The 25,584-nt window shown below is 71.2% G+C and carries 22 protein-coding genes; 16 read left to right on the top strand and 6 right to left on the bottom strand.

What is annotated here, in order from left to right; translation table 11 throughout:
• Positions 1-13: 13 nt before the first annotated feature.
• The 4 genes from HJC40_RS20765 to rfbA form a co-directional block, all read right to left on the bottom strand.
• Positions 14-892 carry an FAD-dependent monooxygenase gene (locus HJC40_RS20765; RefSeq protein ID WP_308200922.1) on the bottom strand — a complete coding sequence of 293 codons (879 nt, stop codon included), beginning with the start codon at positions 890-892 and terminating at the stop codon, positions 14-16.
• 192 nt (positions 893-1,084) lie between these two features.
• Positions 1,085-2,581: a sugar transferase gene (locus HJC40_RS20760; protein WP_250002919.1), complete on the bottom strand. Its 1,497-nt coding sequence runs from the start codon at positions 2,579-2,581 to the stop codon at positions 1,085-1,087.
• Positions 2,582-2,860: 279 nt separating this feature from the next.
• The gene (locus HJC40_RS20755) at positions 2,861-3,490 is read right to left on the bottom strand and encodes a dTDP-4-dehydrorhamnose 3,5-epimerase family protein (RefSeq protein ID WP_250002918.1); all 630 of its coding nucleotides are present in this window, start codon (positions 3,488-3,490) and stop codon (positions 2,861-2,863) included.
• The gene (gene rfbA / locus HJC40_RS20750; RefSeq protein WP_250002917.1) at positions 3,487-4,359 is read right to left on the bottom strand and encodes a glucose-1-phosphate thymidylyltransferase RfbA; all 873 of its coding nucleotides are present in this window, start codon (positions 4,357-4,359) and stop codon (positions 3,487-3,489) included. Before rfbA ends, HJC40_RS20755 begins: the two co-directional genes overlap by 4 nt.
• Before the next feature lie 46 nt (positions 4,360-4,405).
• Between rfbA and rfbB the strand changes: the two genes are divergently transcribed.
• Genes rfbB through HJC40_RS20735 form a run of 3 tightly spaced genes read left to right on the top strand, consistent with a single transcriptional unit; the run spans position 4,406 to position 7,496 of the window.
• Entirely contained in the window at positions 4,406-5,368 is a 963-nt protein-coding gene (gene rfbB, locus HJC40_RS20745) for a dTDP-glucose 4,6-dehydratase (protein ID WP_250002916.1), read from the top strand.
• On the top strand, positions 5,368-6,192 hold the full coding sequence (gene rfbD / locus HJC40_RS20740) for a dTDP-4-dehydrorhamnose reductase (protein ID WP_250002915.1): 825 nt from the start codon (positions 5,368-5,370) through the stop codon (positions 6,190-6,192). The genes rfbB and rfbD overlap by 1 nt, the downstream gene beginning before the upstream one ends.
• 59 nt (positions 6,193-6,251) lie before the next feature.
• Entirely contained in the window at positions 6,252-7,496 is a 1,245-nt protein-coding gene (locus HJC40_RS20735) for a hypothetical protein (RefSeq protein WP_250002914.1), read from the top strand.
• A gap of 4 nt (positions 7,497-7,500) precedes the next feature.
• Here the strand turns inward: HJC40_RS20735 and HJC40_RS20730 are convergent, their stop codons facing one another.
• Positions 7,501-8,301 (bottom strand): hypothetical protein, encoded by an 801-nt coding sequence (locus HJC40_RS20730; protein ID WP_250002913.1) that lies wholly within the window; start codon positions 8,299-8,301, stop codon positions 7,501-7,503.
• Positions 8,302-8,499: 198 nt separating this feature from the next.
• On the opposite strand from HJC40_RS20730, the gene HJC40_RS20725 reads away from it, so the two are divergent.
• From HJC40_RS20725 to HJC40_RS20700, 6 genes are all read left to right on the top strand, one after another.
• Positions 8,500-10,755 carry an ATP-dependent Clp protease ATP-binding subunit gene (locus tag HJC40_RS20725; protein ID WP_250002912.1) on the top strand — a complete coding sequence of 752 codons (2,256 nt, stop codon included), beginning with the start codon at positions 8,500-8,502 and terminating at the stop codon, positions 10,753-10,755.
• A 60-nt stretch (positions 10,756-10,815) separates the two neighbouring features.
• On the top strand, positions 10,816-11,694 hold the full coding sequence (locus HJC40_RS20720) for a patatin-like phospholipase family protein (RefSeq protein WP_250002911.1): 879 nt from the start codon (positions 10,816-10,818) through the stop codon (positions 11,692-11,694).
• 197 nt (positions 11,695-11,891) lie between these two features.
• Entirely contained in the window at positions 11,892-12,863 is a 972-nt protein-coding gene (locus HJC40_RS20715; RefSeq protein WP_250002910.1) for an HIRAN domain-containing protein, read from the top strand.
• 54 nt (positions 12,864-12,917) lie between these two features.
• Positions 12,918-14,585 carry a sulfate permease gene (locus HJC40_RS20710; RefSeq protein ID WP_250002909.1) on the top strand — a complete coding sequence of 556 codons (1,668 nt, stop codon included), beginning with the start codon at positions 12,918-12,920 and terminating at the stop codon, positions 14,583-14,585.
• A complete protein-coding gene (locus HJC40_RS20705; protein WP_250002908.1) occupies positions 14,582-15,973 on the top strand; it encodes an alpha-amylase family glycosyl hydrolase in 1,392 nt (463 codons plus the stop codon). The genes HJC40_RS20710 and HJC40_RS20705 overlap by 4 nt, the downstream gene beginning before the upstream one ends.
• A gap of 8 nt (positions 15,974-15,981) precedes the next feature.
• Complete coding sequence (locus tag HJC40_RS20700) at positions 15,982-17,058, top strand: aminopeptidase P family protein (RefSeq protein ID WP_284043516.1); 1,077 nt, start codon at positions 15,982-15,984, stop codon at positions 17,056-17,058.
• On the opposite strand, the gene HJC40_RS20695 is transcribed toward HJC40_RS20700, so the two are convergent.
• Complete coding sequence (locus tag HJC40_RS20695; protein ID WP_250002906.1) at positions 17,055-17,321, bottom strand: hypothetical protein; 267 nt, start codon at positions 17,319-17,321, stop codon at positions 17,055-17,057. The two genes, HJC40_RS20700 and HJC40_RS20695, sit on opposite strands and share 4 nt — an antisense overlap.
• A 138-nt stretch (positions 17,322-17,459) precedes the next feature.
• Between HJC40_RS20695 and HJC40_RS20690 the strand changes: the two genes are divergently transcribed.
• The 7 genes from HJC40_RS20690 to HJC40_RS20660 all read left to right on the top strand — a co-directional run bounded on the left by HJC40_RS20690 (position 17,460) and on the right by HJC40_RS20660 (position 25,362).
• Complete coding sequence (locus HJC40_RS20690; protein ID WP_250002905.1) at positions 17,460-18,155, top strand: alpha/beta fold hydrolase; 696 nt, start codon at positions 17,460-17,462, stop codon at positions 18,153-18,155.
• Between the two features lie 49 nt (positions 18,156-18,204).
• Positions 18,205-19,995 (top strand): thiamine pyrophosphate-requiring protein, encoded by a 1,791-nt coding sequence (locus HJC40_RS20685; RefSeq protein WP_250002904.1) that lies wholly within the window; start codon positions 18,205-18,207, stop codon positions 19,993-19,995.
• Between the two features lie 9 nt (positions 19,996-20,004).
• Complete coding sequence (locus tag HJC40_RS20680) at positions 20,005-21,063, top strand: winged helix DNA-binding domain-containing protein (RefSeq protein ID WP_250002903.1); 1,059 nt, start codon at positions 20,005-20,007, stop codon at positions 21,061-21,063.
• A gap of 16 nt (positions 21,064-21,079) precedes the next feature.
• Complete coding sequence (locus HJC40_RS20675) at positions 21,080-22,264, top strand: cytochrome P450 (protein ID WP_250002902.1); 1,185 nt, start codon at positions 21,080-21,082, stop codon at positions 22,262-22,264.
• 48 nt (positions 22,265-22,312) lie between these two features.
• A complete protein-coding gene (locus tag HJC40_RS20670) occupies positions 22,313-22,660 on the top strand; it encodes a hypothetical protein (protein WP_250002901.1) in 348 nt (115 codons plus the stop codon).
• Between the two features lie 491 nt (positions 22,661-23,151).
• Positions 23,152-24,111: a glycosyltransferase family 2 protein gene (locus tag HJC40_RS20665; RefSeq protein WP_250002900.1), complete on the top strand. Its 960-nt coding sequence runs from the start codon at positions 23,152-23,154 to the stop codon at positions 24,109-24,111.
• A 66-nt stretch (positions 24,112-24,177) separates the two neighbouring features.
• On the top strand, positions 24,178-25,362 hold the full coding sequence (locus tag HJC40_RS20660; RefSeq protein ID WP_250002899.1) for an esterase-like activity of phytase family protein: 1,185 nt from the start codon (positions 24,178-24,180) through the stop codon (positions 25,360-25,362).
• The last annotated feature ends 222 nt before the right edge of the window (positions 25,363-25,584 follow it).

The following is a 25,584-nucleotide window of genomic DNA, read 5'->3' as shown; positions in this document are numbered from 1 at the left end:
GGACCGGCAGGAATCAGGCGGGCAACCCGAACCAGCGCGCGAGGTGATCGTCGAGGTCGGACTGATCGTCGCCGGCCAGCAGCACGCGCCCGGCCCGATACCGTTCGGCCAGCCGGGTGGTGTCGGAGAAACGCGACAGCCAGCGCGGGGAGTGCACGCCGAGATCGGTCCCGGTGATCGTGCGCAACTGTTCCCGGAAGTCCTCGACAGTGGGCGTCGCACGGTCGCCGGCTCCGGCCGCGGGGACGATGACGCGATAGACGCCGTTGCCGAACGGCTGGAGGCTGACCCGCCGGTCGGTCCGGCCGATCTCGGCCATCGTGGCGGCGACCTCCTCCGGCGGCACGCCCACTTCCATCTCGCCCATCAGCGTCGCGGTCCGCGCGGGCTCGCCGGGGAAACCGATCCCGGCCAGTTTGCGCACCGTGCTGCGCCCACCGTCACAGCCGACGAGATAGCGGGCGCGTAGTCGTTCGCCGCCGGCCAGCTCGACCGTCACACCCTCGTCGTCCTGCTCGAGACCGGCCACCGCGCAACCGTGGCGGACCTGAGCCCCCAGTTCGATTGCCCGCTCCTCGAGCAGGCGCACGATGACCGGCTGGGGGATGCCCACCAGGTAGGCGTACCGGGAATCCAGGTTTCGCGGCGCGGGCTTGGCGATGGCGGCGAAGAAACCGGCGGCCGGCCGTCGCCGGCCGTGTTCGAGGACCCGGTCCAGGAGCCCGCGCATGGCCAGCAACTCGAGGGTGCGGATGTGCAGGCCGACGATGCGGACGAACGAGGCGGGCTCGGTCTCCTTCTCGAGAACGAGGACCCGCACATCGTGCAGTCGAAGCTCGGCAGCCAGCATGGCGCCGGCCGGTCCGCATCCGGCGATGACAACGTCGTACATGGGTGTGGCCTTTCGGGAGCGTCGGTCAGGCGCTCCTGGCGACACCTACGTCGATCGCCCGACCGCGACGGCCGGCGGGAGCACCCACATCGATACAGCGTTCATGGGGCTCACCTCCTCGGGCGTCGTCGCGGTCGGCTGCAAGCTACAAGGCCGGGCCTCAGCGCGTCCAGTTCTTTCCGGCCCACCGGGTCAGTAGGCGCCGGAGCTCCGGACCACCGCGCTCACCGTCCGGGCCAGGATGGCCAGATCCATGGACAACGACCAGTTCTCGACGTACGTCAGGTCGAGCCGGATCGACTCCTCCCAGGACAGGTCGGAGCGGCCGGACACCTGCCACAGCCCGGTCAGGCCGGGCTTGACCACCAGGCGCCGCAGCATGTCGGACGGGTAGCCGGCCACCTCGCGGGCCAGGGGCGGCCGCGGGCCGACCAGCGACATGTCGCCCTTCAGCACGTTCACCAGCTGGGGCAGCTCGTCGAGGGACAGGCGGCGCAACCACCGGCCGACCGGCGTGACCCGCGGGTCGTCGCGCATCTTGAACAGCTCGCCGTCGGTGTCGTTGAGGTCGCGCAGCTGGGTGAGGCGCTGCTCGGCGTTCACGACCATGGTGCGGAACTTGTAGAGCACGAACAGCCGCCCGTCCTTGCCGACCCGCTCCTGCCGGAAGATCGCCGGGCCACGGCCGCCGGGGCCGAACATGACCAGGGCGGCCACCACGGCCAGCACCGGCGCGCCGAGCAGGAGCAGGGTCAGGGCGCCGACCCGGTCGAATACCGCCTTGACCAAGCGGGCGCTGCCCTTGAGGCGCGGATGGTCCACATGCAGCATCGGCAGGCCGTCGACCGGGCGGATCGTCGTGCGGTCACCGGCGACGTCGACGAGCGTGCTGGCCACGATGAGGTCGGTGTCGTCGCGTTCCAGCTGCCAGGCGAGCCGGCGCAGCGCGGCGCCGTCGATCTCGGGGCAGGCCAGCACGACCACGGTGTCCGCCCCGGCCCGGCCGACCGCCGCGGCCACCCCGTCGAAGGTGCCGTAGACCGGGGGCATGCCGGCGTCGAAGCCGGAGCGGCTCGCACCCGGCGGCAGGCACGCGCCGATGACACCGAGGCCGTGGTGCCGTTCCCGGCGCAACCGGCGGGCCATGTCGGCGACGGCCCGCGCGTGGCCGACCAGAATGACCCGGTGGAGCCGTTCGCTGCGGGCCCACGAGCGGTGCAGCCGCTGCCGCATCACATAGCGCGCGGCCAAATTGGCCGTCACCGCCAGCGGCACCGCGACAATGACGTATCCCCGGGCCAGGCGGAGGTCGAACGAGAACGACACAATCGCCAGCACGGCCGTCAATGCCAGACCGGATCGGAATACCCGGGCGTACTCGTCGGTGCCCACGAACAGGTGCCGGGTCTCATACGCGCGATTGAGCGCCAGGCAGGCCATCCAGATCGCCGGGAACACCAGGCTCATCAGCAGATAGCCACCGATCAGCGGCTCCCGCACGGGTGAGCCGAAGCGCACCACCAGGGCCGCCGACGCCGCGCCGAGGCCGGCCACCGCGTCGATGAGGTAGAGCGCCCGGACGTATCTGCTCTGCCAGCCGACCCGGGTGGCACCGGGCGGAATCCGAGTGTCGAGCGGGCTTTTCCGGGCAGCGAGGTCGAGGGTGGATGCTGATCCGACTGTCTGCACGGGGTGCCTCCGTCAGCGACCGAGCCTGAACTGTCCGAGTTGCGGACTTCGATGCACAATCGGTGTCCCGGCGGTCACTCACGAGGACTCCTCGCCAAGACTGGCAACCCGGAGACCCGGTGCGCTAGGCCTTTCCGTGCGGTGCGAATTGGAGGATCGGGTGAGTCTGAGAACCGTTCGCGTCCAATGTGTTCACATCGGACTATCGGCATTACCGGCGCACACCGTGCCGCAATAGCCGTCGCCGCTCCGAACGCTTACTACAGCGGATGTCGGCGGTCAATCATCTGTGACGGAAACGGGGCTGTCAGCATCACGACGAAGTGTTTTCACGTACTGTCCACACTCTTCATAAGTCGGCAGCAATCCGGTCGCCCGAGCCTCGGCCAGCGAAGGCGCCGCACTGTCCTTCGTGGACATCAGCGGTACCGCGGCCGGCCAGACGATGCCGAGTTCGGGATCGAGCGGGTCGACGCCGTGCTCGTGCCCGGGGCGATAGGTGCTCGAGCAGAGATAGGCCACGGTGGCGCCGTCGGTGAGCGAGCAGAACGCGTGCCCCAGCCCCTCGGCCAGGTAGACCGCCCGCCGGTCGGCGTCGTCGAGCAGCACCGACTCCCAGGCGCCGAACGTGGGCGAGCCGACCCGCAGATCCACCACCACGTCCAGCACGGCCCCGGCCACACAGGTGACGTACTTGGCCTGTCCCGGTGGCACGTCGGCGAAATGGATGCCCCGCACCACATCGCGGGCCGAGGTGGACAGGTTGGCCTGGGCCAGATCGAGCGGGTGACCGACGGCGGCGGCCAGCGCGTCGAAGCGGTACCACTCGAGGAACACGCCGCGGGCGTCGCCGTGCTGGGCCGGCGTCACCTCGTACGCGCCCTCGATGGACAGCGGACGGACCTTCATCGCACACCGCCGTCGAGCAGCCGGACGAGGTACTCGCCGTACCCGCTCTTCATCAACGGGCCGGCCAGGCCGCGCACTTCTTCGTCGGAGATGAAGCCCAGCCGCCAGGCCGCCTCCTCCACGCAGCCGATCTTGAGGCCCTGCCGCTCCTCGATGACGCGGACGTACTCCGACGCCTGCACCATCGACTGGAACGTGCCGGTGTCGAGCCACACCGTGCCCCGCTCGAGGACGGTCACGTCGAGCCGGCCGCGCCGCAGGTACTCCTCGTTGACCGCGGTGATCTCGAGCTCGCCGCGGGCACTGGGCTCGAGCTTGTCGGCGATGGCGACCACCTCGGCATCGTAGAAGTAGAGCCCCGGCACCACGTACGTGCTCTTGGGCTTCTCCGGCTTCTCCTCGATCGAGACGACCCGCCGGTCGTCGTCGAACTCGACCACCCCGTACCGCTCGGGGTCGGCCACCGGATAGGCGAAGACCCGGCCGCCGGCCGGATCGCGGAACCGGGCGAGCTGCCGGCCCAGACCGACGCCGTGGAAGATGTTGTCGCCCAGGATCAACGCGACCGGTTCGTCGCCGATGAAGTCGGCGCCGATCCGGAAGGCCTCGGCGATGCCGTTCGGTTCGGCCTGCTCCGCGTACGACAACGACAGCCCGAAGCGGCTGCCGTCGCCCAGCAGGCGCCGGAAGAGCGGCTGGTCGTCCGGTGTGGTGATGACCAGGATCTCCCGGATGCCGGCGGACACGAGCGTGGTCAGTGGGTAGTAGATCATCGGTTTGTCGAAGATCGGCATCAGCTGCTTCGACGTCGCGATGGTAAGGGGCCAGAGTCGCGAGCCGGTTCCCCCGGCGAGCAGAATTCCGCGCACGACCGAAGGTTACGCAGCGCTCCCACCCTGTCTACACTCGCCAGCCGTGCACATTTTTGTGACCGGTGGCGCCGGTTTCATCGGATCGGCTTATGTCCGTGGCCTCCTGGACGATGACAAAACGACGGTGACCGTCCTCGATCTACTGTCCTATTCGGGCAATCGAGACAACCTCCCGCAGGAACACCCCCGTTTACGGTTCGTCCGTGGCGATATCGCCGATGACCACCTGGTGCGCGAGCTTCTTCCCGGTCACGACGCGGTTGTCCACTTCGCGGCCGAATCGCACGTGGATCGGTCGATTACCGGCGCGATGCCCTTCGTGCGAACGAACGTGCTCGGCACCCAGGCGTTGCTCGACGCGGCGCGGGCCGCCGGCGTCGGGCGTTTCGTGCACGTCTCCACCGACGAGGTGTACGGCTCGATCGACGAGGGCTCGTGGACCGAAACCTGGCCGCTGGACCCGAATTCGCCCTACGCGGCGTCCAAGGCCGGCTCCGACCTGCTCGCCCTGGCCGCCCACCGGACCCACGGCCTGGACGTCGTCGTCACCCGGTGCTCCAACAACTACGGACACCACCAGTTCCCGGAGAAGGTCATCCCGCTCTTCATCACCAACCTGCTGGACGGCGAGCAGATCCCGCTCTACGGCGACGGCGGCAACGTGCGCGACTGGCTGCACGTCTCCGACCACTGCCGCGGCATCCAACTGGTGCTGGAGAAGGGCCGCGCCGGCGAGGTCTACAACATCGGCGGCGGCACCGAACTGACCAACCGCGAACTGACCGGCCGTCTGCTCGAAGCCTGCGGCGCCGGCTGGGACCGGGTGCGCCCGGTGGCCGACCGCAAGGGCCACGACCGCCGCTACTCACTGGACATCACGAAGATCAGCGAGGAGCTCGGCTACGCCCCGCGGGTCGGCCTCGACGAGGGACTCGCCGCCACGGTCGCCTGGTATCGCGACAACCGAGCCTGGTGGGAGCCGCTCAAGGCCCGGGGCGCGGCCTGATGCGCTGGCTCGTCACCGGGGCCGGCGGCCTGCTCGGCCACGACCTGTGCGCCGCCCTGGCCGAGGCCGGCGAGACCGACGTGGTCGCGGCAACCCGGGCCCAGCTCGACATCACCGACCCGGCCGCGGTGCGCGCCGCGATCGACGGCGACCGTTTCGTGCTCAACGCCGCGGCGTGGACCGACGTCGACGGCGCCGAGACCGCCGAGGAGGCGGCCACCGCGATCAACGGCCACGCCGTCCGCCATCTGGCCTCGCCCCGGCTGATCCACATCTCCACCGACTACGTCTTCGACGGCCGAGCCACCACCCCGTACGCCTCGGACGCACCGCCGTCGCCGGTCAACGCCTACGGCCGCGGCAAGGCCCTGGGGGAGCGCCTCGCCCTCGAAGCGGGCGGCTCGGTCGTCCGCACGGCCTGGCTGTACGGTGCCCACGGCCCCAACTTCGTCCGGACCATGCTGCGGCTGGCCGCGGAGCGCGACACGGTCGACGTCGTCGACGACCAGACGGGCCCGCCCACCTGGTCGTGGGCGCTGGCCCGGCAGGTGGTCGCCCTGGCCCGTTCCGGCGCCCGGCCGGGCGTCCACCACGGCACGGCGGCCGGCTCGACCACGTGGTTCGGCCTGGCCCGAGCCGTCTTCGAACAGGCCGGCCTCGACCCGGCCCGGGTCCGCCCGACCACCAGCGACCGTTTCCCCCGCCCGGCCCGCCGCCCGGCGTACAGCGTCCTGTCCCACGACAGCTGGGCCGCCACCGACGTCGCCCCCCTGTCCGACTGGCGCCCGATGCTCACCGAAGCCCTGCCCACCCTGCCCCGCTGAGACCGGCGGCCGGTCACGCGAAAGGGGGACACGATCGCCGCGCTGGCTAGGATTCTTCGATGCCCGTGTCGCGTAAGCGCAAGACCAAGACGAACCGGCGTCGATCCTCGTCGAAGCAGACGAGCGCGGCCCGTGACCTCCTCGACGTCCTCGACGGGGCCGGGCGCGTCAGAACCAGACGGGTCGAGCTGGGTCGTCCCGTGGCGGACGCGCTGATCGGTGAACTCGCAGCGGGCGCCGCGACCAGGGACCAGGACGCTCTCCAGGATGAGCTCTGCGCGCGGCTCGGGCCGGTGCTCCACGAGTTGGTCCAGCGGCCCGTCGAGCAGTACGTCGGGGCCGAAGACTTCGCCGTCTCCCTGGTCGGGTCCGCGGCCGCGGCCGTGAAGGCCGCGCTACTGGGCGGTGAACCGGTCGCGGCAGCGTGGAAGATTCTGGACACCACGCTCTCGACCGTGCCGGTCGGGTTGATCGAGCGCATGGGCACGCCGGTCGACGATCTTCGCCGGCTGCCCGGTGGCGGCGGTCTGCCGGCGCTCACCGAGGTGGCTCCGGCGACCGGCGACGTCCGGTGGGCCCGGGACCGCTACGGCAGCCGCATAGCGGTGCTCGCTCGGTTCGGGGAGCGCTGGTATCTGTGGGACATCGACGTCTGCACGTACCGCCCGATCACCGTGCACAGCGGCTTCCACAGCTCACCCGCGGAGGCGCTCGACGCGTGGCGAGCCGGCGTCGGAGACTTCGCGGCCGGTGACGCCGAGTGGGCCGGTATCGACGACGGGCTGCTGCTCGAGAGCATCCTGCCCCGCGTCGAAGGACTACTGGCCGTCGGCGCCGAGACGATCGCCCAGCACGCCGAGTACTTCCGCAGCCGCCGGCTGGCCGAGGCTCTGCTCGACGATGCCTCGTCCTACCCGGTGCGGCCGGCCGTCCCCGGCCGGCCCGATGCGGCGGACTTCGTCGCGTGGCAGCGGAACCGCCCGGCCGAGGCCGCCCCGGACGATCTCGACGACCTGGCCGAGGCTTTGGCCGAGATCTGGCCCGCCGACGTGTCGGAGCTTTATCACTGCTGTTCACCGCACCGGGTGGCGCACGTCCGGCTGATCTGCGGTGAGGAGTTCGAAGCGGGCTACGCCGACCGGGTGGCCGCCCTGCTGCCGGACTGGGTCACCTGGCTCGCCGACCGGGCCGGCACGCCCGCCGACCTGCTGCAGCACGCGTTGCCGTACGCCGCCGGAGAGATCCACCCGGCCCTCGGTGACGTTCCCCGGCTGGCCGATTACCAGGCCCGGGTGATCGAGTAGCCGGTCAGACCCCGATCGGCTCGTCCTGGTCGGCGGGGTCGGCCGGGACGACGCGCGTGGCCGGGCCGGTCTCGTCACGGACCTCGTAGGCGACCGGTGGGCCGGTGACCGGCCAGCGGACGCCGACCACGGTGGCCGGGCGGCCTCCGGCGCGGATCCGCGCGCCCGGCGTCGGCCCGTGGAAGGGCCCGACGAGCACCGCGTCCAGCGTCTGCCGGGCGCCGGGCACCGAACCCCGCAGGCTGACCGCGCGCAGCTCCCGGCCGAGGGTGATCGCCGCGTCCCGTACGCGCCGGTCGTCGCCGTTCTCGCCGGCCGTCAGGGCGGCCTCGACGCGGTTCCACAGGCGCCAGGAATCCTCGTCGAGCAGCCGGCGGGCCGCGCGGTCGAGCGCCCCGCAGGTGATGTCGACGGCGGCCTCCTCGCCCAGCTCGGCCACCCACGACAGCTCGTCCGGCGCGGGCTTCAGCGCCGGCGACTCGTGCAGGAGCACGGCGTAGAGCATGGCCAGGACAGTCTCCCGGTGACCACCGTCGTAGACCACCCCGGCCGGGGTTCGCAACCGCGGGAAACGAGCCGTCAGGTGAGCCGCCCGGCCCAGGGGAAGCTGCACCGCCTCGCGCGTGTCGCGGACCCGGGCGTGGAACGGGCGCTGTTCGCGCTGGGCGAACAGCGACTGCCGGTGGTCGTCGGCCAGCAGGCGCGCGGCGACCGAATAAGCCACTCCGAGCTGGGCGGCCAGCGCGCGGACGGCCCGGCGGCGAGCACGGTCCCCGGCTGGTCGGCGTCGTGTTGTCCCGGTCATCGCGTCCTCCTTCCGGTCATCGTAGGACCACCCGTTGTATCGTGAGGGGGCAGCCGCGCCTGCACGAGCGTCGCGAGGCCCCCCACGCGGGCCCCGCCTTCACGCCAAGAGGCTTCGACTCAGCGCACTCCACCCGATCGCGTTTCCGCGCGCCTGCCGGTGGGGTGCGTGGGCCCTCGCCGCGAGGACGTGATTGTCGTGTTCGAACGATTCACCGACCGTGCCCGTCGAGTGGTGGTGCTCGCCCAGGAGGAAGCCCGCCTTCTCAACCACAGCTACATCGGCACCGAGCACCTTCTGCTCGGCCTTCTCCACGAAGGAGAGGGCGTGGCGGCCAAGGCCCTGCAGACCGCCGGGGTCACCCTCCCGGCCGTACGGACGAGGGTCGAGGACAAAGTCGGCCTGGGCGCGTCATCGCCGGGCGGGCACATGCCGTTCACGCCACGGGCCAAGAAAGTGCTCGAACTGGCATTGCGGGAAGCCCTGCAACTCGGCCACAACCACATCGGCACCGAACACCTTCTGCTCGGCCTGATCCGTGAGGGCGAAGGCGTCGCCCTGCAGGTTCTCGGAGCAGACCCTTCCCGCGTACGCCAGGAAGTGCGCACGCTTGTGGCCGAGGCCCCGTCGTCGGAACCGGCGGTCGCCCCGGCCATTCCCTCGACGCTGCTCGAGCAATTCGGCGAGAACCTGACCCGGCGGGCCCGGGACGGAAAGCTCGACCCGGTCATCGGCCGCGACCGCGAGATCGAACGGGTCATGGTGGTGCTTTCCTGCCGCACGAAGAACAACCCGGTCCTGCTCGGCGAGCCCGGTGTCGGCAAGACCGCCGTGGTGGACGGTCTGGCCCAGCTGATCGCCCGCGGCCGGGTGCCGGAATCGTTGCGCGACAAGCAGGTCCACACCCTCGACATGAGCTCGCTGGTGGCCGGCTCGCGCTATCGCGGAGATTTCGAGGAACGGCTCAAGAAGGTCGTCAAGGAATGCCGCACCCGGGGCGACATCATCCTGTTCATCGACGAGATCCATCAGCTGGTCGGGGCCGGCGCCGCCGAGGGCGCGATCGACGCGGCCAGCATTCTCAAGCCGATGCTGGCCCGGGGTGAACTGCGCACGATCGGCGCCACCACCACGACCGAGTACCGCAAATACTTCGAGAAGGACGCGGCCCTGGCCCGGCGCTTCCAGGCCGTGCCGATCGAGGAGCCCACGTACGCCCAGACGATCGAGATCCTCAAGGGCCTGCGCGACCGGTACGAGGCCCATCACCGGGTCACCTACACCGACAGCGCGCTGACCGCGGCCGTGACCCTGGCCGACCGGTACGTCGCCGACCGGTTCCTGCCCGACAAGGCGATCGACTTGATCGACGAGGCCGGCGCCCGCCTGCACATCCGGCCGCCGGACACCGGGGAGACCCGGGAGGTCGGGGACGAACAGATCGCCGAGGTGCTGGCCGGCTGGACGGGTCTGCCCGTTCGCAAACTGACCGAGGAGGAATCCACCCGGCTGCTCGGCATGGAGGACGAACTGCACAAGCGGGTCATCGGCCAGGACGCCGCGGTCGCCGCGGTGTCGCGCGCCATCCGGCGTACCCGGGCCGGTTTGAAAGACCCCAGACGGCCCTCCGGCTCGTTCATCTTCGCCGGCCCGTCCGGGGTCGGGAAAACGTCGCTGGCCCGGGCACTGGCCGCCTTCCTGTTCGACTCCGAGGACGCGCTGATCCAGCTCGACATGTCGGAGTTCCACGACCACGCGACCGTTTCCCGCCTGGTCGGGGCGCCACCCGGATATGTCGGCCACGACGAGGGCGGCCAGCTCACCGAGAAGGTGCGGCGCAAGCCGTTCTCGGTGGTGCTCTTCGACGAGATCGAGAAGGCCCACCCCGACGTCTTCAACACGCTGCTGCAGATTCTCGAGGACGGCCGGCTGACCGACGGCCAGGGCCGGATCGTCGACTTCAAGAACACGGTCATCATCATGACGACCAATCTCGGCATGCGCGCCGCCGCGTCCGGCCCGGTCGGCTTCCAGTCGTCGAACGGCGCCACCGCGACCTACGACCGCCTGAAGAATCAGGTCGGCGACGCCTTGAAGGAGCATTTCCGCCCCGAATTCCTCAACCGCGTCGACGACACGATCGTCTTCCCGCAACTGACCGAGAACGAGGTGCTCCGCATCGTCGACGTGCTGATGGCCCGCATCGACGCCCAATTGCGCAACAAGGACCTGACGCTGGAACTGACCGACGCGGCCCGCGCCTATCTGGCCCGGAAGGGCTTCGACCCGTCGATGGGCGCCCGGCCGCTGCGCCGCACCATCCAGCGCGAGGTCGAGGACGCCCTGGCCGAGAAGATCCTCGTCAACGAGCTGCGCCCCGGCCAGCGGGTCGTGATCGACGCCGGCGACGACGAGCTTCTGTTCGGCGAGCCCATCAGCGCCGTCCCCGCCTGAAACTGCAGGTCCGGGGCGCTACCGAGGTTCGTGGCGCCCCGGACCCGCTAGCATCGGGGCATGTCACGGCGGGTGGCGCTGGCCCTGGGGTCCGGTGGGGCGAGAGGTTTCGCGCACATCGGCGCCATCGAGGTGCTCGAGGAACGCGGCTTCGAGGTCTCCGCCGTCGCCGGCTCCTCGATGGGCGCGCTGGTCGGCGGGGTCATGGCCGCCGGCCGCCTCAAGGCGTTCAAGGACTGGGCCGTGGCCCTCAAACAACGCGACGTCCTCCGCCTGATCGACCCCAAGTGGGCCGCCGCCGGCGCGATGGGCGCCGACCGCCTGATCAACCACCTGAACGAGTTCCTCACCGACATCGAGATCGAGAACCTCCCCATCCCGTACACGGCGGTGGCCACCGACATCGAAGCCCGGCGCGAGGTGTGGTTCCAGAAGGGCCTGCTGCGCACGGCGATCAGAGCCTCCGTAGCCATCCCCGGCGTCATCACCCCGGTCGTGGTCGACGGCCGCCTGCTCGCCGACGGCGGCCTGCTCAACCCCGTCCCCATCGAGCCGACCGCGGCCTCCGGCGCCGACCTCACCGTCGCCGTCTCCCTGCAGGCGCCGCGCCCGGCTCAGGAGCCCGCCAGCCCCGTACGCGCCGCCGCGGCCCCGCAGTGGGTCGAGGACTGGCGGGGCCGCCTGCGCCAGGTGCTGCACACCCGCGAGCCCAAGGCGGCCGCGTTGCCCGAGGACCTGCGCATCGGCACCGTGCTCGGCCTGTCGCTGGACGCCATGCAGGACTTGATCGCCCGCTACCGGATGGCCGGCCTGCCCCCGGACATCCACATCGCCGTCCCGGTCAGCGCGAGCGGCATCCTGGACTTCCACCGAGCCGCCGACCTGGTCGTCCTGGGCCGATCCTTGACGACGAAGGCCCTGGACGACGCCGGCTACTGAGCGCGAAGCAGGTGGCGCCTGGCTCACTGGGCGGCCTGTTCGTAGACCGTTTCCAGGCCGCGAGTACACGATTCGTCAGCTCGATCGCGCCATTGAGAAGCGCTGTTGTCGCACGTTAAGCAAACTCGGATGATCGGCGTTCACCTGCCGTCCGAAGGCCCCAGGCCGCAGTGCACCTGAACCCCTACGGTTCGCTGATGGCCATCGCTTTTGAGCTGTGGGGACAGCGCGGCTACCCGCACGCGGACGTCGCCGGGGAGTCGCATCGGGCGACCGCGATCCGAGCCCTGTTCGGCAAGGACTTCAAGCCGCACGGGTCCGAGATCTTCGAACCGGCCCTTCTGGTGCCCGAGCCGGGCAACCGCCACGACAGCAATGCGGTCGGCGTCTGGATCCGGGGAGGACTCGTCGGTTACCTGCCGCGGGAGGAGGCCGCCCGGTATGCGCCGGTCCTCACTCAACTGGTCGACAGCGGGTGGGCGCCGCAGGTCACCGCGCGGGTGTGGGGCGCCGAGTGGGACGACTTCGAGGGCCGGCGACCGACCTTTCGTGGCTCGATACAACTCGACCTGGCCGAGCCGCACCTGATCGTGCCGGCCAACCTGCCACCGAGCGAGGCCCACCGGCTGCTGCCGGCCGGGAACGCCATCCAGGTGGCCGGCGAGGAGAAGCATCTGGCCGAGCTGACGCCCTACCTGCGTCCCGAGGGGGAGTGCTGGGTCCACGCCACCCTGCACGAGATCACGGAGCAGACGGCCCGCACCTCGAAGGCCCTCGTCGAGGTACGGCTCGACGGGGTGCGCGTCGGTCAGCTGAGCCCGAAGATGAGCAGCGAGCTGCTGCCGGCTGTCCATCACCTCGCCGAGCTCGGCTCGACCACGGCGGTGCGGGCCAGGGTCAAGGGCAACCGCATCAAGACCGAGGTCGTCCTGTACGTCGTCCGCGCCCACGAACTGCCGGAGAGCTGGCTCGGGGAGCGCGTTCCGGTCGTCCTGGGCAAGAGGGAACACGGTCCCGTCCCGCCGGCTCCCACGGGTGTCCGTTTCGCCGTGCCACCGGGCTGGCCGGCCCCGCCGGCGGGCTGGACACCCCCGGCCGGCTGGCTGCCGGACCCGTCGTGGGAGCCCGCACCGGACGGCTGGCAGTGGTGGGAACTGGTCTACGACTGACGCGATGAAGGCGGACGAAGCAGCCCGGGGGTGATCACCCCTTAGGGTGGCAGCGTGCGCGGTGCTGAGTGGGTTCCGGGGATCCAGGCCGCTGCGAGCTATCAGGTCCGCTGGCTGCCCCGCGACGTCGTCGCCGGGCTGGTGCTGACCGCGTTGCTCGTGCCGCAAGGTATGGCGTACGCGGAGCTGGCCGGGCTGCCGGCCATCACCGGGCTCTACACGTCGATCCTGTGCCTTCTCGCGTACGCCGTCTTCGGACCTTCGAAGGTGCTCGTGCTGGGGCCCGACTCGGCGCTGGGGCCGATGATCGCGGCCGTCGTGGTGCCGGTCGTGCTGGCCGACGGGGATCCGGGCAAGGCGGTGGCGCTCGCCTCGGTGCTGGCGTTGCTCGTGGGGTTGTTCATGACGGTGGCGGCCGTGGCCAGGCTGGGCTTCGTCGCCGATCTGTTGTCGCATCCGACTCAGCTGGGTTACATCAACGGGCTCGCGGTCACCATCTTCTTCGGGCAGCTGCCCAAGCTGTTCGGCTTCTCCGTCGAGGGGGACGGGCTTTTCGCCGACATCGCCGGCTTCGTCACGGGGCTGGGGGACACCGTGCCGGCGGCAGTCGCCATCGGCGCCGGGGGACTGGCCGTCATCCTGGTGCTGCAGAAGTTCCTGCCCAGGGTGCCGGGCATCCTGGTGGCCGTGGCCGGAGCCATCGCGGCGGTCACGCTGCTCGGGCCGGCCGACGTCGACGTGGTCGGGCCCCTGCCGCAGGGGTTCCCGCCGTTCACGTTTCCGCTGGTCTCGATGGGCGAGCTGGGGATGCTCGCGGCGGCGGCGGTCGGCATCACGCTGGTCTCGGTCACCGACACCATCTCCACCGCCTCCACCTTCGCCGCCCGGGCCGGCGAGGAGGTGCGCGGCAACCAGGAGATGGCCGGCATCGGAGCGGCCAACCTGGCCGCCGGGCTGTTCCAGGGTTTCCCGGTCAGCACCAGCGGGTCGCGTACGGCCGTCGCGGCCGCGGCCGGGGCCAAATCGCAGGTCACGGGGCTGGTCGGGGCGGCGGCGATCACGTTGCTGCTGCTGTTCGTGCCGGGGTTGCTCAAGGACCTGCCGCAGCCCATGCTCGCGGCCGTGGTCGTCGCGGCCTCGCTCGGGCTGCTCGATGTCCGGGGCATGGTCCGGCTCTGGAAGCAGCGGCGCGTCGAGTTCGCCCTGGCTGTGGCCGCGTTCGTCGGGGTGGCAGTGCTGGGGGTGCTGCCGGGCATCGCCGTCGCCGTCGCGCTCTCGGTGCTCAACGTGTTCCGCCGGGCGTGGTGGCCCTACCGTACGGTCCTCGGAAAGCCGGACGGCGTGGACGGTTACCACGACCTGCGCCAGTACCCGGCCGCCGTCCAGACCGAGGGTTTGATCGTCTGGCGGTTCGACGCGCCGCTCATCTTCGCCAACGCCCGCACCTTCCGCGAGGAGGTCCGCCGCCTTGCGAAGCAGTCACCACGCTGGATCGTCGTCGCGGCCGAGCCGATCACCGACGTCGACACGACGGCGGCCGACATGCTCGAGGAACTCGACGAGGAGCTCAACGCCCAGGGCATCTCTCTGGTGTTCGCCGAGCTGAAGCATCCGGTCCGGGAGAAGATCGACCGGTACGAGCTGACCCGCACGATCGACCCGGCGCATTTCTACCCGACGGTGGACGACGCGGTCGAGGCGTTCAAGGAGCTGACGAGATGACGGCGGTCTACGAGATCAACACGTGGCCCTGGCTGGCCGGGCTGGGGGTGCGCGGCCTGGCCGACGTGCCCGCCGAGGTGTGGGACAGGCTGATCGGCTTCGACGCCGTCTGGCTGATGGGGGTCTGGGAGCGCAGCCCGGCCGGGGTGGCTGTCGCTCGTGGCGACGCGGGCCTCCAGCGGGACTTCCGCGCCGCGCTGCCTGATCTGTCCGGGCAGGACCTCGTCGGTTCGCCCTACTGCGTCCGCCGCTATCAGGTCGACGAGCGTCTCGGTGGGGCCGGCGGGCTGGCCGCGGCCCGCGCCGAGCTGCGCAAGCGGAACCTCAAGCTGATCCTCGACTACGTTCCCAACCATGTCGCGCCCGACCACCCGGCGGTCACCGAGCATCCCGGCTGGTTCATCAACGGCACCGCCGAGGACCTGGCCGCCGATCCTGGGGGCTGGTTCGCCGCGGGCGACCGTGTCATCGCGCGCGGCCGTGACCCGTACTTCCCGCCCTGGCCCGACGTCGCGCAGCTCAACGCGTTCGACCCGGGGCTGCGCGAGGCGACCGCGGCGACCCTGCTCGACATCGCCGGGCAGTGCGACGGGCTGCGCTGCGACATGGCCATGCTGGTCTTCAACGACATCTTCGGCGGGACCTGGGGTGACCGCGCCGGCCCGCGCCCGGAGGCCGAGTTCTGGCCCGGCATCATCGCGGCGCTGCGGGCCGAGCACCCGGGGTTCCTGCTGATCGCCGAGGCCTACTGGGACACCGAGTGGGAGTTGCAGCGGCAGGGCTTCGACCTCTGTTACGACAAGCGCCTGTACGACCGTCTCGCGCACGAGGACGCCGCCTCGGTCCGCGACCACCTGCGGGCCGGGCTCGACTACCAGAACAGGCTCCTGCGTTTCGTCGAGAACCACGACGAGCCGCGCGCCGCCACCGCCCTGCCCGGCCCGCGCGGGAAGGCCGCCGCGGTCGCGATCGCCACACTGCCGGGCTCGACACTCTGGCACGACGGGCAGTTCGAGGGCCGCCGCGTCAAGCTGCCCGTCTTCCTCGGCCGCTACCCGGACGAGCCGGTCGACGAGGACCTGCGCGACTTCTACGACCGGCTCGTCGTGCTGAAGGACGCGGGACGGTGGCACCTGCTCGACACGCCGGACGTGCTGGCCTGGACGTGGGAGGGCCGCGACTCCCGGCACCTGATCGTGATCAACTTCGCGGCGGCGGAGATCTGGACCCGCGTACGGCTGCCGTGGTCGTCGGCGGGGGAGCGGTGGCGCCTGACCGATCTGCTCGACGGGCGCGTCTTCGACCGGGACGGTGACGAGCTGGCGCGGGACGGTCTGGTCGTCGGGCTGCCCGCCTGGGGTTTCCACGTGCTGGAGGTGCGATCGTGAACGAGCGGATGCGACACGCTGTGCGGCAGGCCACGGAGGCCGGCCTGGACGGGCTGCTGATCACACCCGGCCCCGACCTGGTCTACCTCACCGGGCACCGGCCGCCGGTCACCGAGCGACTCACGATGCTGCTCCTGCTGGCCGGGGTGCCAGGCCCGGCTCCCACCACGAAACCGGCGCTGGTCGTGCCCGCGCTCGAACTGCCCGGCGACCAGCCCGATCTCGAAGTCGTCGCCTGGCCGGACGGCGAGGACCCGTACGCGATCGTCGCCGGGCGGCTGCGGGACGGACGCCATGCCATCTCGGACTCGGCGTGGGCCATGCACCTGATCGCCCTGCAGGAGGCGGCGCCGGGAGTCCGCTACACGTCGATGACCGCGACGCTGCCCATGCTGCGGGCGGTCAAGGACGAGGCCGAGGTCGCGTTGCTGGCCGCGGCCGGCGCGGCGGCCGACGCCACGTACGAGCAGATCCTTTCCGTACGCTTCGCCGGGCGCACCGAACGGCAGGTCGCCGCCGACCTGGCCCGCCTGCTGCGCGAGCACGGCCACGAGCAGGTCGACTTCACGATCGTCGCCTCCGGCCCGAACGGCGCCAACCCGCACCACGACATCGGCGACCGGGTCCTCCGCGAGGGCGACATGGTCGTGCTCGACTTCGGCGGCCTCAAGGACGGCTACGGCTCCGACACCACCCGCACCGTCCACGTCGGACCGCCGTCCGCGCCCGAGCAGGAGGTCTTCGACGTCGTGCGGGCCGCCCAGCAGGCCGCCTTCGAAGCCGTACGCCCGGGGGTCGCCTGCCAGGAGATCGACCGCGTGGCCCGGCAGCTCATCGAGGACGCCGGGTACGGGGAGTTCTTCATCCACCGCACCGGGCACGGGATCGGGCTGACCACCCACGAGCCGCCCTACCTGGTCCGCGGTGAGGAGCGGCCGCTCGTCCCCGGCATGTGCTTCTCGATCGAGCCGGGGATCTATCTGCCCGGCCGGTTCGGCGTGCGCATCGAGGACATCGTCACCGTCACCGAGACCGGTGGCCGGCGGCTCAACACCACCGGCCACGGCCTCGCGATCGTCGGTTAGGCGCCGGAGCGGCGCTTGTCGGCCTCGAGGTCGTCCTCGCCCACGGGGACGCCGTCGGAGTCGCGATGGGCGTCGCCGGAAGCGCCGCCGAGCAGGCCGCCGTCGGTGTCGGCCCCCGAGCGGGCCGCGTCGGCCTCGGCGTCGTCGGCGCCCACGGTGGGCCCGCTGCGCTCGGCGCCACTCGCCTCCTTGTTGTCCTCGCCGAACTCGCCGGCCACAGCCGCCGCGACCGGCAGACCCTGCGGACTGTTGGGATTCGTCATGACGTGCTCCTTTCGCCCAGGCGTACGTCCGAGTGATACCCGGCACGTTCGTCGATAACCAGTGGATGTACGGATCCTTTCGCCGCGCCGGCGGGGCAGGGTGAGGGGGTCCGATCGCGGAACCTGGGGGAGAAGCTCATGAAACCGACCATCGTCCTCGTGCACGGCGCGTTCGCCGAGTCGGCCAGCTGGGACGGCGTGATCAAGCTGCTGCGGGCCGACGGCTACCCGGCGGTGGCGCTGGCCAACCCGCTGCGCGGCGTCAAGTACGACTCCGACTACCTGCGGGCCACGCTCGCGTCCATTGCGGGCGACATCGTGCTGGTCGGCCACTCGTACGGCGGCATGCTCATCACCAACGCCGCCACCGGCGTCCCGAACGTGAAGTCGCTCGTCTACGTCGGCGCGTTCGCGGCCGACGCGGGGGAGAGCGCCGCCGCCCTGTCCGGCCAGTTCCCGGGCAGCACGCTGGGCGAGACGCTCAACCCGGTCAAGCTGCCCGACGGCAGCACCGACCTGTACATCAAGCAGGACGTCTACCACCACCAGTTCGCGGCCGACTCGTCCGCCGACGACGCCGCCGTCTGGGCCGTGACCCAGCGGCCGATCACCGAGGGCGCGCTCAACGAGGCGTCCGGCGAGCCGGCCTGGAAGTCGATCCCGTCCTGGTTCCTGTTCGGCAGCGACGACCTCAACATCCCCGTGGCCGCGCACCGCTTCATGGCCGAGCGGGCCGGTTCGCGCCGCACGGTCGAACTGGCCGGGGGCTCGCACACCGTGGCGATCCCCGAGGCGGCCGCGCTCGTCACGCTGATCGCCGAGGCCGCCGCGTAGATCACCCGATCGAGGGTAGCCATGCCGTCACGCGAGGAAGGGTGGCGGCATGGCTGACGAGCGGACGGTCTCGGACCTGGTGGTGGAGCGCCTGTCGGCGTGGGGGGTCGACCGGGTCTTCGGGTACTCCGGCGACGGGATCGACGGCGTGATGGGGGCGTTGCGCCGGGCCGGTCGCCCGGTGTTCGTGCAGGCCCGGCACGAGGAGAACGCGGCGTTCATGGCGGTCGGCCACGCGAAGTACACCGGCGGCCCCGGCGTCTGCCTGTCCACCCAGGGCCCCGGCGCGGTGCATCTGCTCAACGGGCTCTACGACGCCAAGCTCGACGGCAAGCCGGTGGTCGCGATCGTCGGTCAGCAGGCCTCCAGCGTGCTCGGCAGCGCCTACCAGCAGGAGATCGACCTGCAGCGGCTGTTCGGCGACGTGTGCGCCCAGTTCGTCCAGACGGCGCACGCCCCCGAGCAGCTGCCCATGCTGCTCGACCGGGCCTTCCGTACGGCTCTGTCCACGCGCAGCCCCACGTGCGTGATCCTGCCGCACGACGTGCAGACCGCCCCGGCCCCCGACGAGCAGGCCCAGGAGCACGGGGTGATGGTGACCAGCCCTGGTCTGCGCCCGGCCCGGGTGGTGCCCTACGACAGCGACCTGCGGGCCGCCGCCGAGGTGCTCTCGGCCGGTGAGCGGGTGGCCGTCATGGTCGGCCAGGGCGCGTACGCGGCGGCGGGCGAGATCCTCGAGCTGACCGACCGGCTGGGGGCGGGCCTGACCAGTTCGCTGCTGGGCAAGCCGGTGCTCGACGAGACCCTGCCCTTCCACACCGGCGTGATGGGCCACCTCGGCACCACCGCCAGCGCGCAGCTGCTGCAGGAGTGCGACACGCTGCTGCTGATCGGCACCAACGACCCGTGGACCGAGTTCTATCCGAAGCCGGGACAGGCCCGGGCGGTGCAGATCGACATCGACGGCCGCCAGCTCGGCGTGCGCTACCCGGTCGAGGTGCCGCTGGTCGGGGACGCCGCCGAGACCGTGCGCGCGCTGATCGGCCTGGTCAAGCCGGCCGGCCACCGGGCCTGGCGCGAGCGCGTCGAGGGCTGGGTGACCCGCTGGCACGACATCGCCGCGTCGCGCGCGGCCGCCGAGGCCGAACCGCTGAACCCGCAGCACGTGGTGCGCTCGCTCAACGGCCGGCTGCCGGACGACGCACGGGTCGCCGTCGACGTCGGCTCCGTCGTCTACTGGTACGCGCGCCACCTCCGGCTGCCGCGCGGGGTGCCGGCCCATCTGTCGAGCACGCTCGCCTCGATGGGCTGCGGGATCCCGTACGGGATCGCGGCGAAACTGGCCGCGCCGGGGAGCCCGGTCGTCGTGCTCAGCGGTGACGGCGCCCTGCAGATGACCGGCCTGGCCGAGCTGGTCACCGTGGCCGCCCGCTGGCGCGACTGGCCCGACCCGCGGTTCGTGGTGTGCGTGCTCAACAACCGCGACCTGGCCGAGGTGAGCTGGGAGCAGCGCGAGATGGAGTCCGAGCCGCGGTTCGCGACCTCGCAGGAGCTGCCCGACGTGCCCTATGCGGGATACGCCGAGCTGCTCGGGCTGCGCGGCCTGCGGGTCGAGTCGCCGGCCGAGATGGACGCGGCCTGGGAGACGGCGCTGACCGCGGACCGGCCGGTGGTCATCGACGCCCGGACCGACCCCGCCATGCCGCTGCTGCCGCCCAACCAGCCGTCCGAGAAGGTGCAGGGCATGTACACCGGCCTGGCCGCCGAGGAGGGGCCGCTGGCCCGCCGGGCCGAGGTCCACCTGCGCCGCGAGCGTGCCGACGAAGGATTCGACGACTAGTTTCCTCGCATGGATGTGCTCGGCAACCGTGCGCTCAACCGGGCCCTGATGGCGCGGCAACTGCTCGACGAACGCCGGGCCCGGCCGGCCGTCGAGGCCGTCGCCCAGCTCATCGGCATTCAGGCCCAGGAGCCGCAGGAGCCGTACATCGGTCTGTGGTCCCGGCTCGACGGGTTCCGGCCGGCCGAGCTGGTCGGGCTGCTCGAAAGCCGTCAGGTCGTCCGCACGCTGCTCATGCGGCGCACGATGCACCTGGTCACGGCGGCCGACTGCCTCGAGCTGCGCGGGCTGCACCAGCCGATGCTCGAGGCCCGGATCCGGGCCGTCTACCGCCGCGACCTCGAGGGCGTCGACCTCGACGAGCTGGCCGCCGCGGGGGAGCCGCATTTCGCCCGCGCCCCGAGCACGCTGCCCGAGGTGGGGCGCGCGGTCGGCGGGCGCTGGCCCTCGGTGCCGGCCCGGGTGCTGGGCGACACGCTGAGCTCGCTCGTGCCGCTCGTGCAGGTGCCGCCACGCGGGGTCTGGGGTCAGGTGGCGCCCGCCCGCAACACGACGATCGCCGCGTGGCTGGGCCGCCCCGTTCCGCCGCCGTGCGTCGCCGACGACCTCGTGCTGCGCTACCTGCGGGCGTTCGGCCCGGCGTCCTCGGCCGACATCCGGGCCTGGTCGGGGCTGAGCGGCCTGCGCGAGTCGATCAAACGGCTGCGGCCCCGGCTGCGCAGCTTCCGCGACGTCCGGGGTCGCGAGCTGCTCGACGTGCTCGACGGCCCGCTGCCCGATCCCGATCAGCCGCTGCCGCCGCGCTTCCTGCCCGCCTTCGACAACGTGGTGCTCGGCTTCGACGACCGCAGCCGGGTCATCGACAACGCGCACCGCGGGCTGAGCGTCGAGGGCGCCCGGTTCGTCCTGGTCGACGGGCGCGTCGCGGGCCGATGGACCATCTCGGACGACACCCTGCGTGTCACCATGTTCTTTCCGGTGGACCTCGATCCCGTGGTCGCCGAAGGGGACAATTTGCTCGCCTGGCACGGGATCGCGGGGCGTACTGTCATAGATGTCCGTGAATGACGGGAGGAGCGCAGGCATGTCGCAGAGCGTCCGGGACAATCTGGCCGACCCGAGGTTCCACGCCGATCCCCATCCCGCGTACGCGACGTGGCGGCGCGACGGCCCGGTCCGCGAGGTCCGGATCGCCAGCGGCGCGGTCGTCTGGCTGGTGACCCGCTACGACGACGCGCGGCAGGCGCTCACCGACCCCCGGTTCTCCAAGACCGGCCGCAACGACGGCCACCCGTCGAGCGAGATCGAGCGGGCTCTGTCCCGCCACATGCTCGCGGTCGACCCGCCCGACCACACCCGCCTGCGCCGGCTGGTCTCGGCCGCCTTCACGGCCCGCCGCATCGAGGCGCTGCGCCCGCGCATCACCGAGATCACCGACGCGCTGCTCGACGCCTTCCCCGCTGCGGGCGAGACGTTCGACCTGATCGACGCGTTCGCCTTCCCGCTGCCCATCCAGGTGATCTGCGAGCTGCTCGGCATCCCGGCCGACGACCGGGACGCCTTCCGCCGATGGTCGAACGTCATCGTGGGCGGCGTCGCCTACCAGGCCGACTTCCCGGCCGCGGCGCAGGCGATGGTCGCGTACATCAAGGAACTGGTGGCCGATCGCCGCGCCCGGCCCGGCGCCGATCTGCTGTCCGGCCTGATCGAGGTGCGCGACAGCGAGGACCGGCTCAGCGAGGACGAGCTGATCTCGATGGTCTTCCTGCTGTTGATCGCCGGTCACGAGACGACCGTCAACCTGATCGGCAACGGCGCCTACCTGGTGCTCAGCGAGCGGGAGCGCTGGGAGCGGCTGTGCGCGCAGCCCGACCTGCTCCCCACGGCCATCGAGGAGTTCCTCCGGTACGAGTCCCCGGTCGAGACAGCCACGTTCCGCTTCACGACCGAGCCCGTCACCCTGGGCGGCCGGCGCATCCCCGCGTACGCCCCGGTGGTCATCGGCCTGCTCTCGGCCAACCGTGACGAGGACCGCTTCCCCGACCCGGACGACCTGCGGCTCGACCGCGCGCAGAACCCGCACCTGGCCTTCGGTCACGGCATCCACTACTGCCTGGGCGCGCCGCTGGCCCGGCTCGAAGCGCAGATCGCCTTCGGGGCCCTGACCACCCGGTTCCCGTCGCTCCGCCTGGCGGTCCCGGCCTCCGAGCTGACCTGGCGCCCCGGTCTGCTCCTGCGCGGCCTGTTCACCCTGCCCGTGTCGCGGTGACCCGACCCGGATGAGCCGGGGAGGGCGGGCTTTGGCAAGCTTCCGGGGGTGGAAGCACTCCGGTTGATCCTGCTCTTCATCCACCTGGTCGGCTTCGCGCTGCTGCTCGGCGGGGCGGTCGCCCAGTTCCTCACCGGCAAGTTCCGGATCAACCCGGCCGTGCTGTGGGGTTCGGTGATCCAGCTGCTGTCGGGTCTCGCGCTGGCCGCCCCGCTGCGCGGCGGCGGCGACGCGGAACCCAGCCCGATCAAGCTGGGCGTCAAGCTCCTGCTGGCCATCCTGATCTTCATCATGGTCTTCGTCCCGCGCAAGCGCGAGGCCGTGGACAAGGGCCACTTCATCGGCATCATCACGCTGACCCTGGCCAACGCCGCGGTCGCCGTCTTCTGGCGCTGATCGTCGCCGCGGTCCGCTCCTGCGGGTCCCGGTAACAACCGTGCACGGCTCATTCTCGGCCATTCCTGTGTCCGTGCACAGCTCGCGGTCCGGAACAGAATCGGCCGAACTGGTGATGATGCCGGGACGAATGGCCGTCGACGCTTTCCCGCTTCCCGTAGCGGCCGGTCCACCTCACCGTGAACAGCCTCGGATCGGACTACCCGCTCATCCGTACCCCACCACGCTGGGCAAACGAACCAAGTGCCCCGCTGGTTTGCTTTACGTGGCAACTAGGTCAGCTTGATCCGGTTTCGGCCCGCGCGTCGATGAAAGCGCCCTTGTCCGAAGCATTTCCGGGACCGAAACAATGGCGCCGGAACTGTAAATGATCGCCGGTCACACTCTTATCGCATTCATAGCTTCGATGTGTAGCTTCCGCATCGCCGGTTGAACGAGCCGGCTTGCGAACGCCCACACCTCCGCTTTTTCTCTGTCCGGGAGAGCCCGCCATGACCGACAGCATCGACGCCAGCGTCATCATCCCTACGCACAGCGAGCACCGCTGGGCTCCGCTGCGGCGTACGGTCGCGTCGGCCCAGGCGCAGAAGGCCGCCCCGGCCGAGATCATCGTCGTGGTCGACCACAACCCCGCGCTCCTCGAGCGGGCGCGGGCCGAGTTCACCGGTGTCACCGTGCTCGAGAACGCGTCGGTGCGAGGCGCCTCGGGCAACCGCAACACCGGTGCCTTCCACGCCCGCTCCGAGCTGATCGCCTTCCTCGACGACGACACGGTCGCCCACGACACCTGGCTGAGTCACCTGGCCGCCCCGTTCGACGACCCGGCGGTCCTCGGCGCGGGCGGCCTCATCGTCCCGGCGTGGGAGCGCAGCCGCCCGGCCTGGCTGCCGGACGAGCTCCTGTGGACCGTCGGGGTCTCGTACGCGGGCCTGCCCACGTCGGTCGCCGAGATCCGCAACGTCTGGTCGGCCGGCATGATGGTCCGGCGCGACGCGTTCGAGCGGGTGGGTGGCTTCCGGGCCGGGTTCGGCAAGCTCGGCGACCGGAACCGTCCCGAGGACACCGAGCTGTGCCTGCGGATCAGCGCCCAGCTCGGCGGCCACTGGATGTACGTCCCCGACTCGGTCATCGAGCACGACGTCCCGCTCGGCCGCTCGACGTTCGGGTTCTTCCTGCGCCGCTGTTACGCCGAGGGCCGCGGCAAGGTCCAGATGGCCGGCCTGCTCCCGCGCGGCCAGAAGCTGGGCGCCGAACAGGACTACCTGCGCCGCACCCTCCCGCGGGCGGTGGTCCACAACCTCAAGGCCGCCACCCGGCGCCACGGTGGCCACCACGCTCTGCGCGCCGCCACGGTGATCGCCGGGGTGGCCGCGGCCGGCTTCGGCGGTGGCGTCGAGACGATCGCTGCCCTGAGCGAGTCCGAGACGGCGGCCCGGCAGCTCACCTTTTGACCATTGCGCCCGCCCGCGCAAGCCGTTCGTCGATCCCGCTTAACCCGCGGTCCCTAACCTGCGGCCATGCGAAAGATCGTCCGCCTTCTGGCCGGGACCGGTGTCCTGGCGCTCACCGTGTCGCTGGCCGGCACCGCCTCGTACGCCGGCGGCCACCGGGTCACCACGCCCACGCTGACCGGGTGGGCCGCGCTGCCCGCCGGCACGTTCGTCCCGGGCAGCGAGCAGTCCGGCGCGCTGGCCACCGGCAACCTCAACGGCTTCACCGTCCCCTTCGCCGACCAGCCGATCCAGGGCTTCTCGGGCATCGTCGACAACGGCGACGGCACCTTCGACGTGCTCTCCGACAACGGGTACGGCAACCAGGCCAACTCGGGCGACTTCCTGCTGCGCATCCAGAGACTGGCGCCCGTCTTCCGTACCAAGCAGGTCGACGTCGTCGGCGGCATCAACCTGACCGACCCCGACGGGCTGATCCCGTGGACCCTCACCCGCACGGACCGGGTCCTCACCGGCGCCGACTTCGACCCCGAGTCGATCGTCCGCGCGGCTGACAACTCGTACTGGATCGGCGACGAGTTCGGCCCGTACCTGCTGCACTTCGACCGGGCCGGCCGTCTGCTCGACGCCCCGGTCGCGCTCGACGGCGTGGTCGCTCCCGAGACCGCCGCCCGCACCGGCGTCACCGCGACCGCGCGCAGCAGCAAGGGCTACGAGGGGCTGGCCCAGTCACCCGACGGGCGTTACCTCTACGGGCTGCTCGAGGGCACGGTCACCGGTGACCCGGCCGGCGAGCTGCGGCTCAATGAGTTCGACGTCCGCGCGAAGAAGTACACCGGCAAGCGCTGGACCTATCAGCTGGACAACCCCGACCTCGCGATCGGCGACGCGATCTCGGTCGACCGCAACCGGTTCCTGATCATCGAGCGGGACGGCGGGCAGGGCGCCACGGCCGTCGTCAAGAAGATCTACCTCGCCGAGAAGCGCGGCACCAAGCTCCAGAAGACCCTGCTGGTCGACCTCATGAACGTGGCCAACCCGCGCCGGGTCGGCGGCTTCGGCCCCACGTTCACGTTCCCGTTCCAGACCATCGAGGACGTCGTCATCCTCGACGACCGCACGATCGCCGTGCTGAACGACAACAACTTCCCGTTCTCGACCGGCCGCAGCGCCACCGCCGCCGACAACAACGAGTGGATCACCATCGCGCTGCCCAAGCCCCTCAACGTGGACAAGCGCCTGCTGAAGTAGCGCCCCACGTACCTGCCCGACGAGCGCCCGGCCGTTTCCGAACGGTGCCGGGCGCTCGTTCTTTTGCGCCATGGAAGTCACCTAGCCTCCTAGGATGCCGGAAGCGACAGGGGCGAGGTGCACGTCACGGCAGGTGCGGCCTTGCTCACTCTCCGACGGCCTTCGCTCGGCGCGGCGCAGCGTTTGAGTCGCCCCGCGTATCCGCCCGAGCCCGGACGTCCC

Origin of the sequence: Actinoplanes sp. M2I2 (genome assembly GCF_023544445.1) — a bacterium.
Lineage (GTDB): Bacteria > Actinomycetota > Actinomycetes > Mycobacteriales > Micromonosporaceae > Actinoplanes.
The sequence above is the reverse complement of the archived record's forward strand: the minus strand, read 5'-3'. Positions and strand labels throughout refer to the sequence as shown.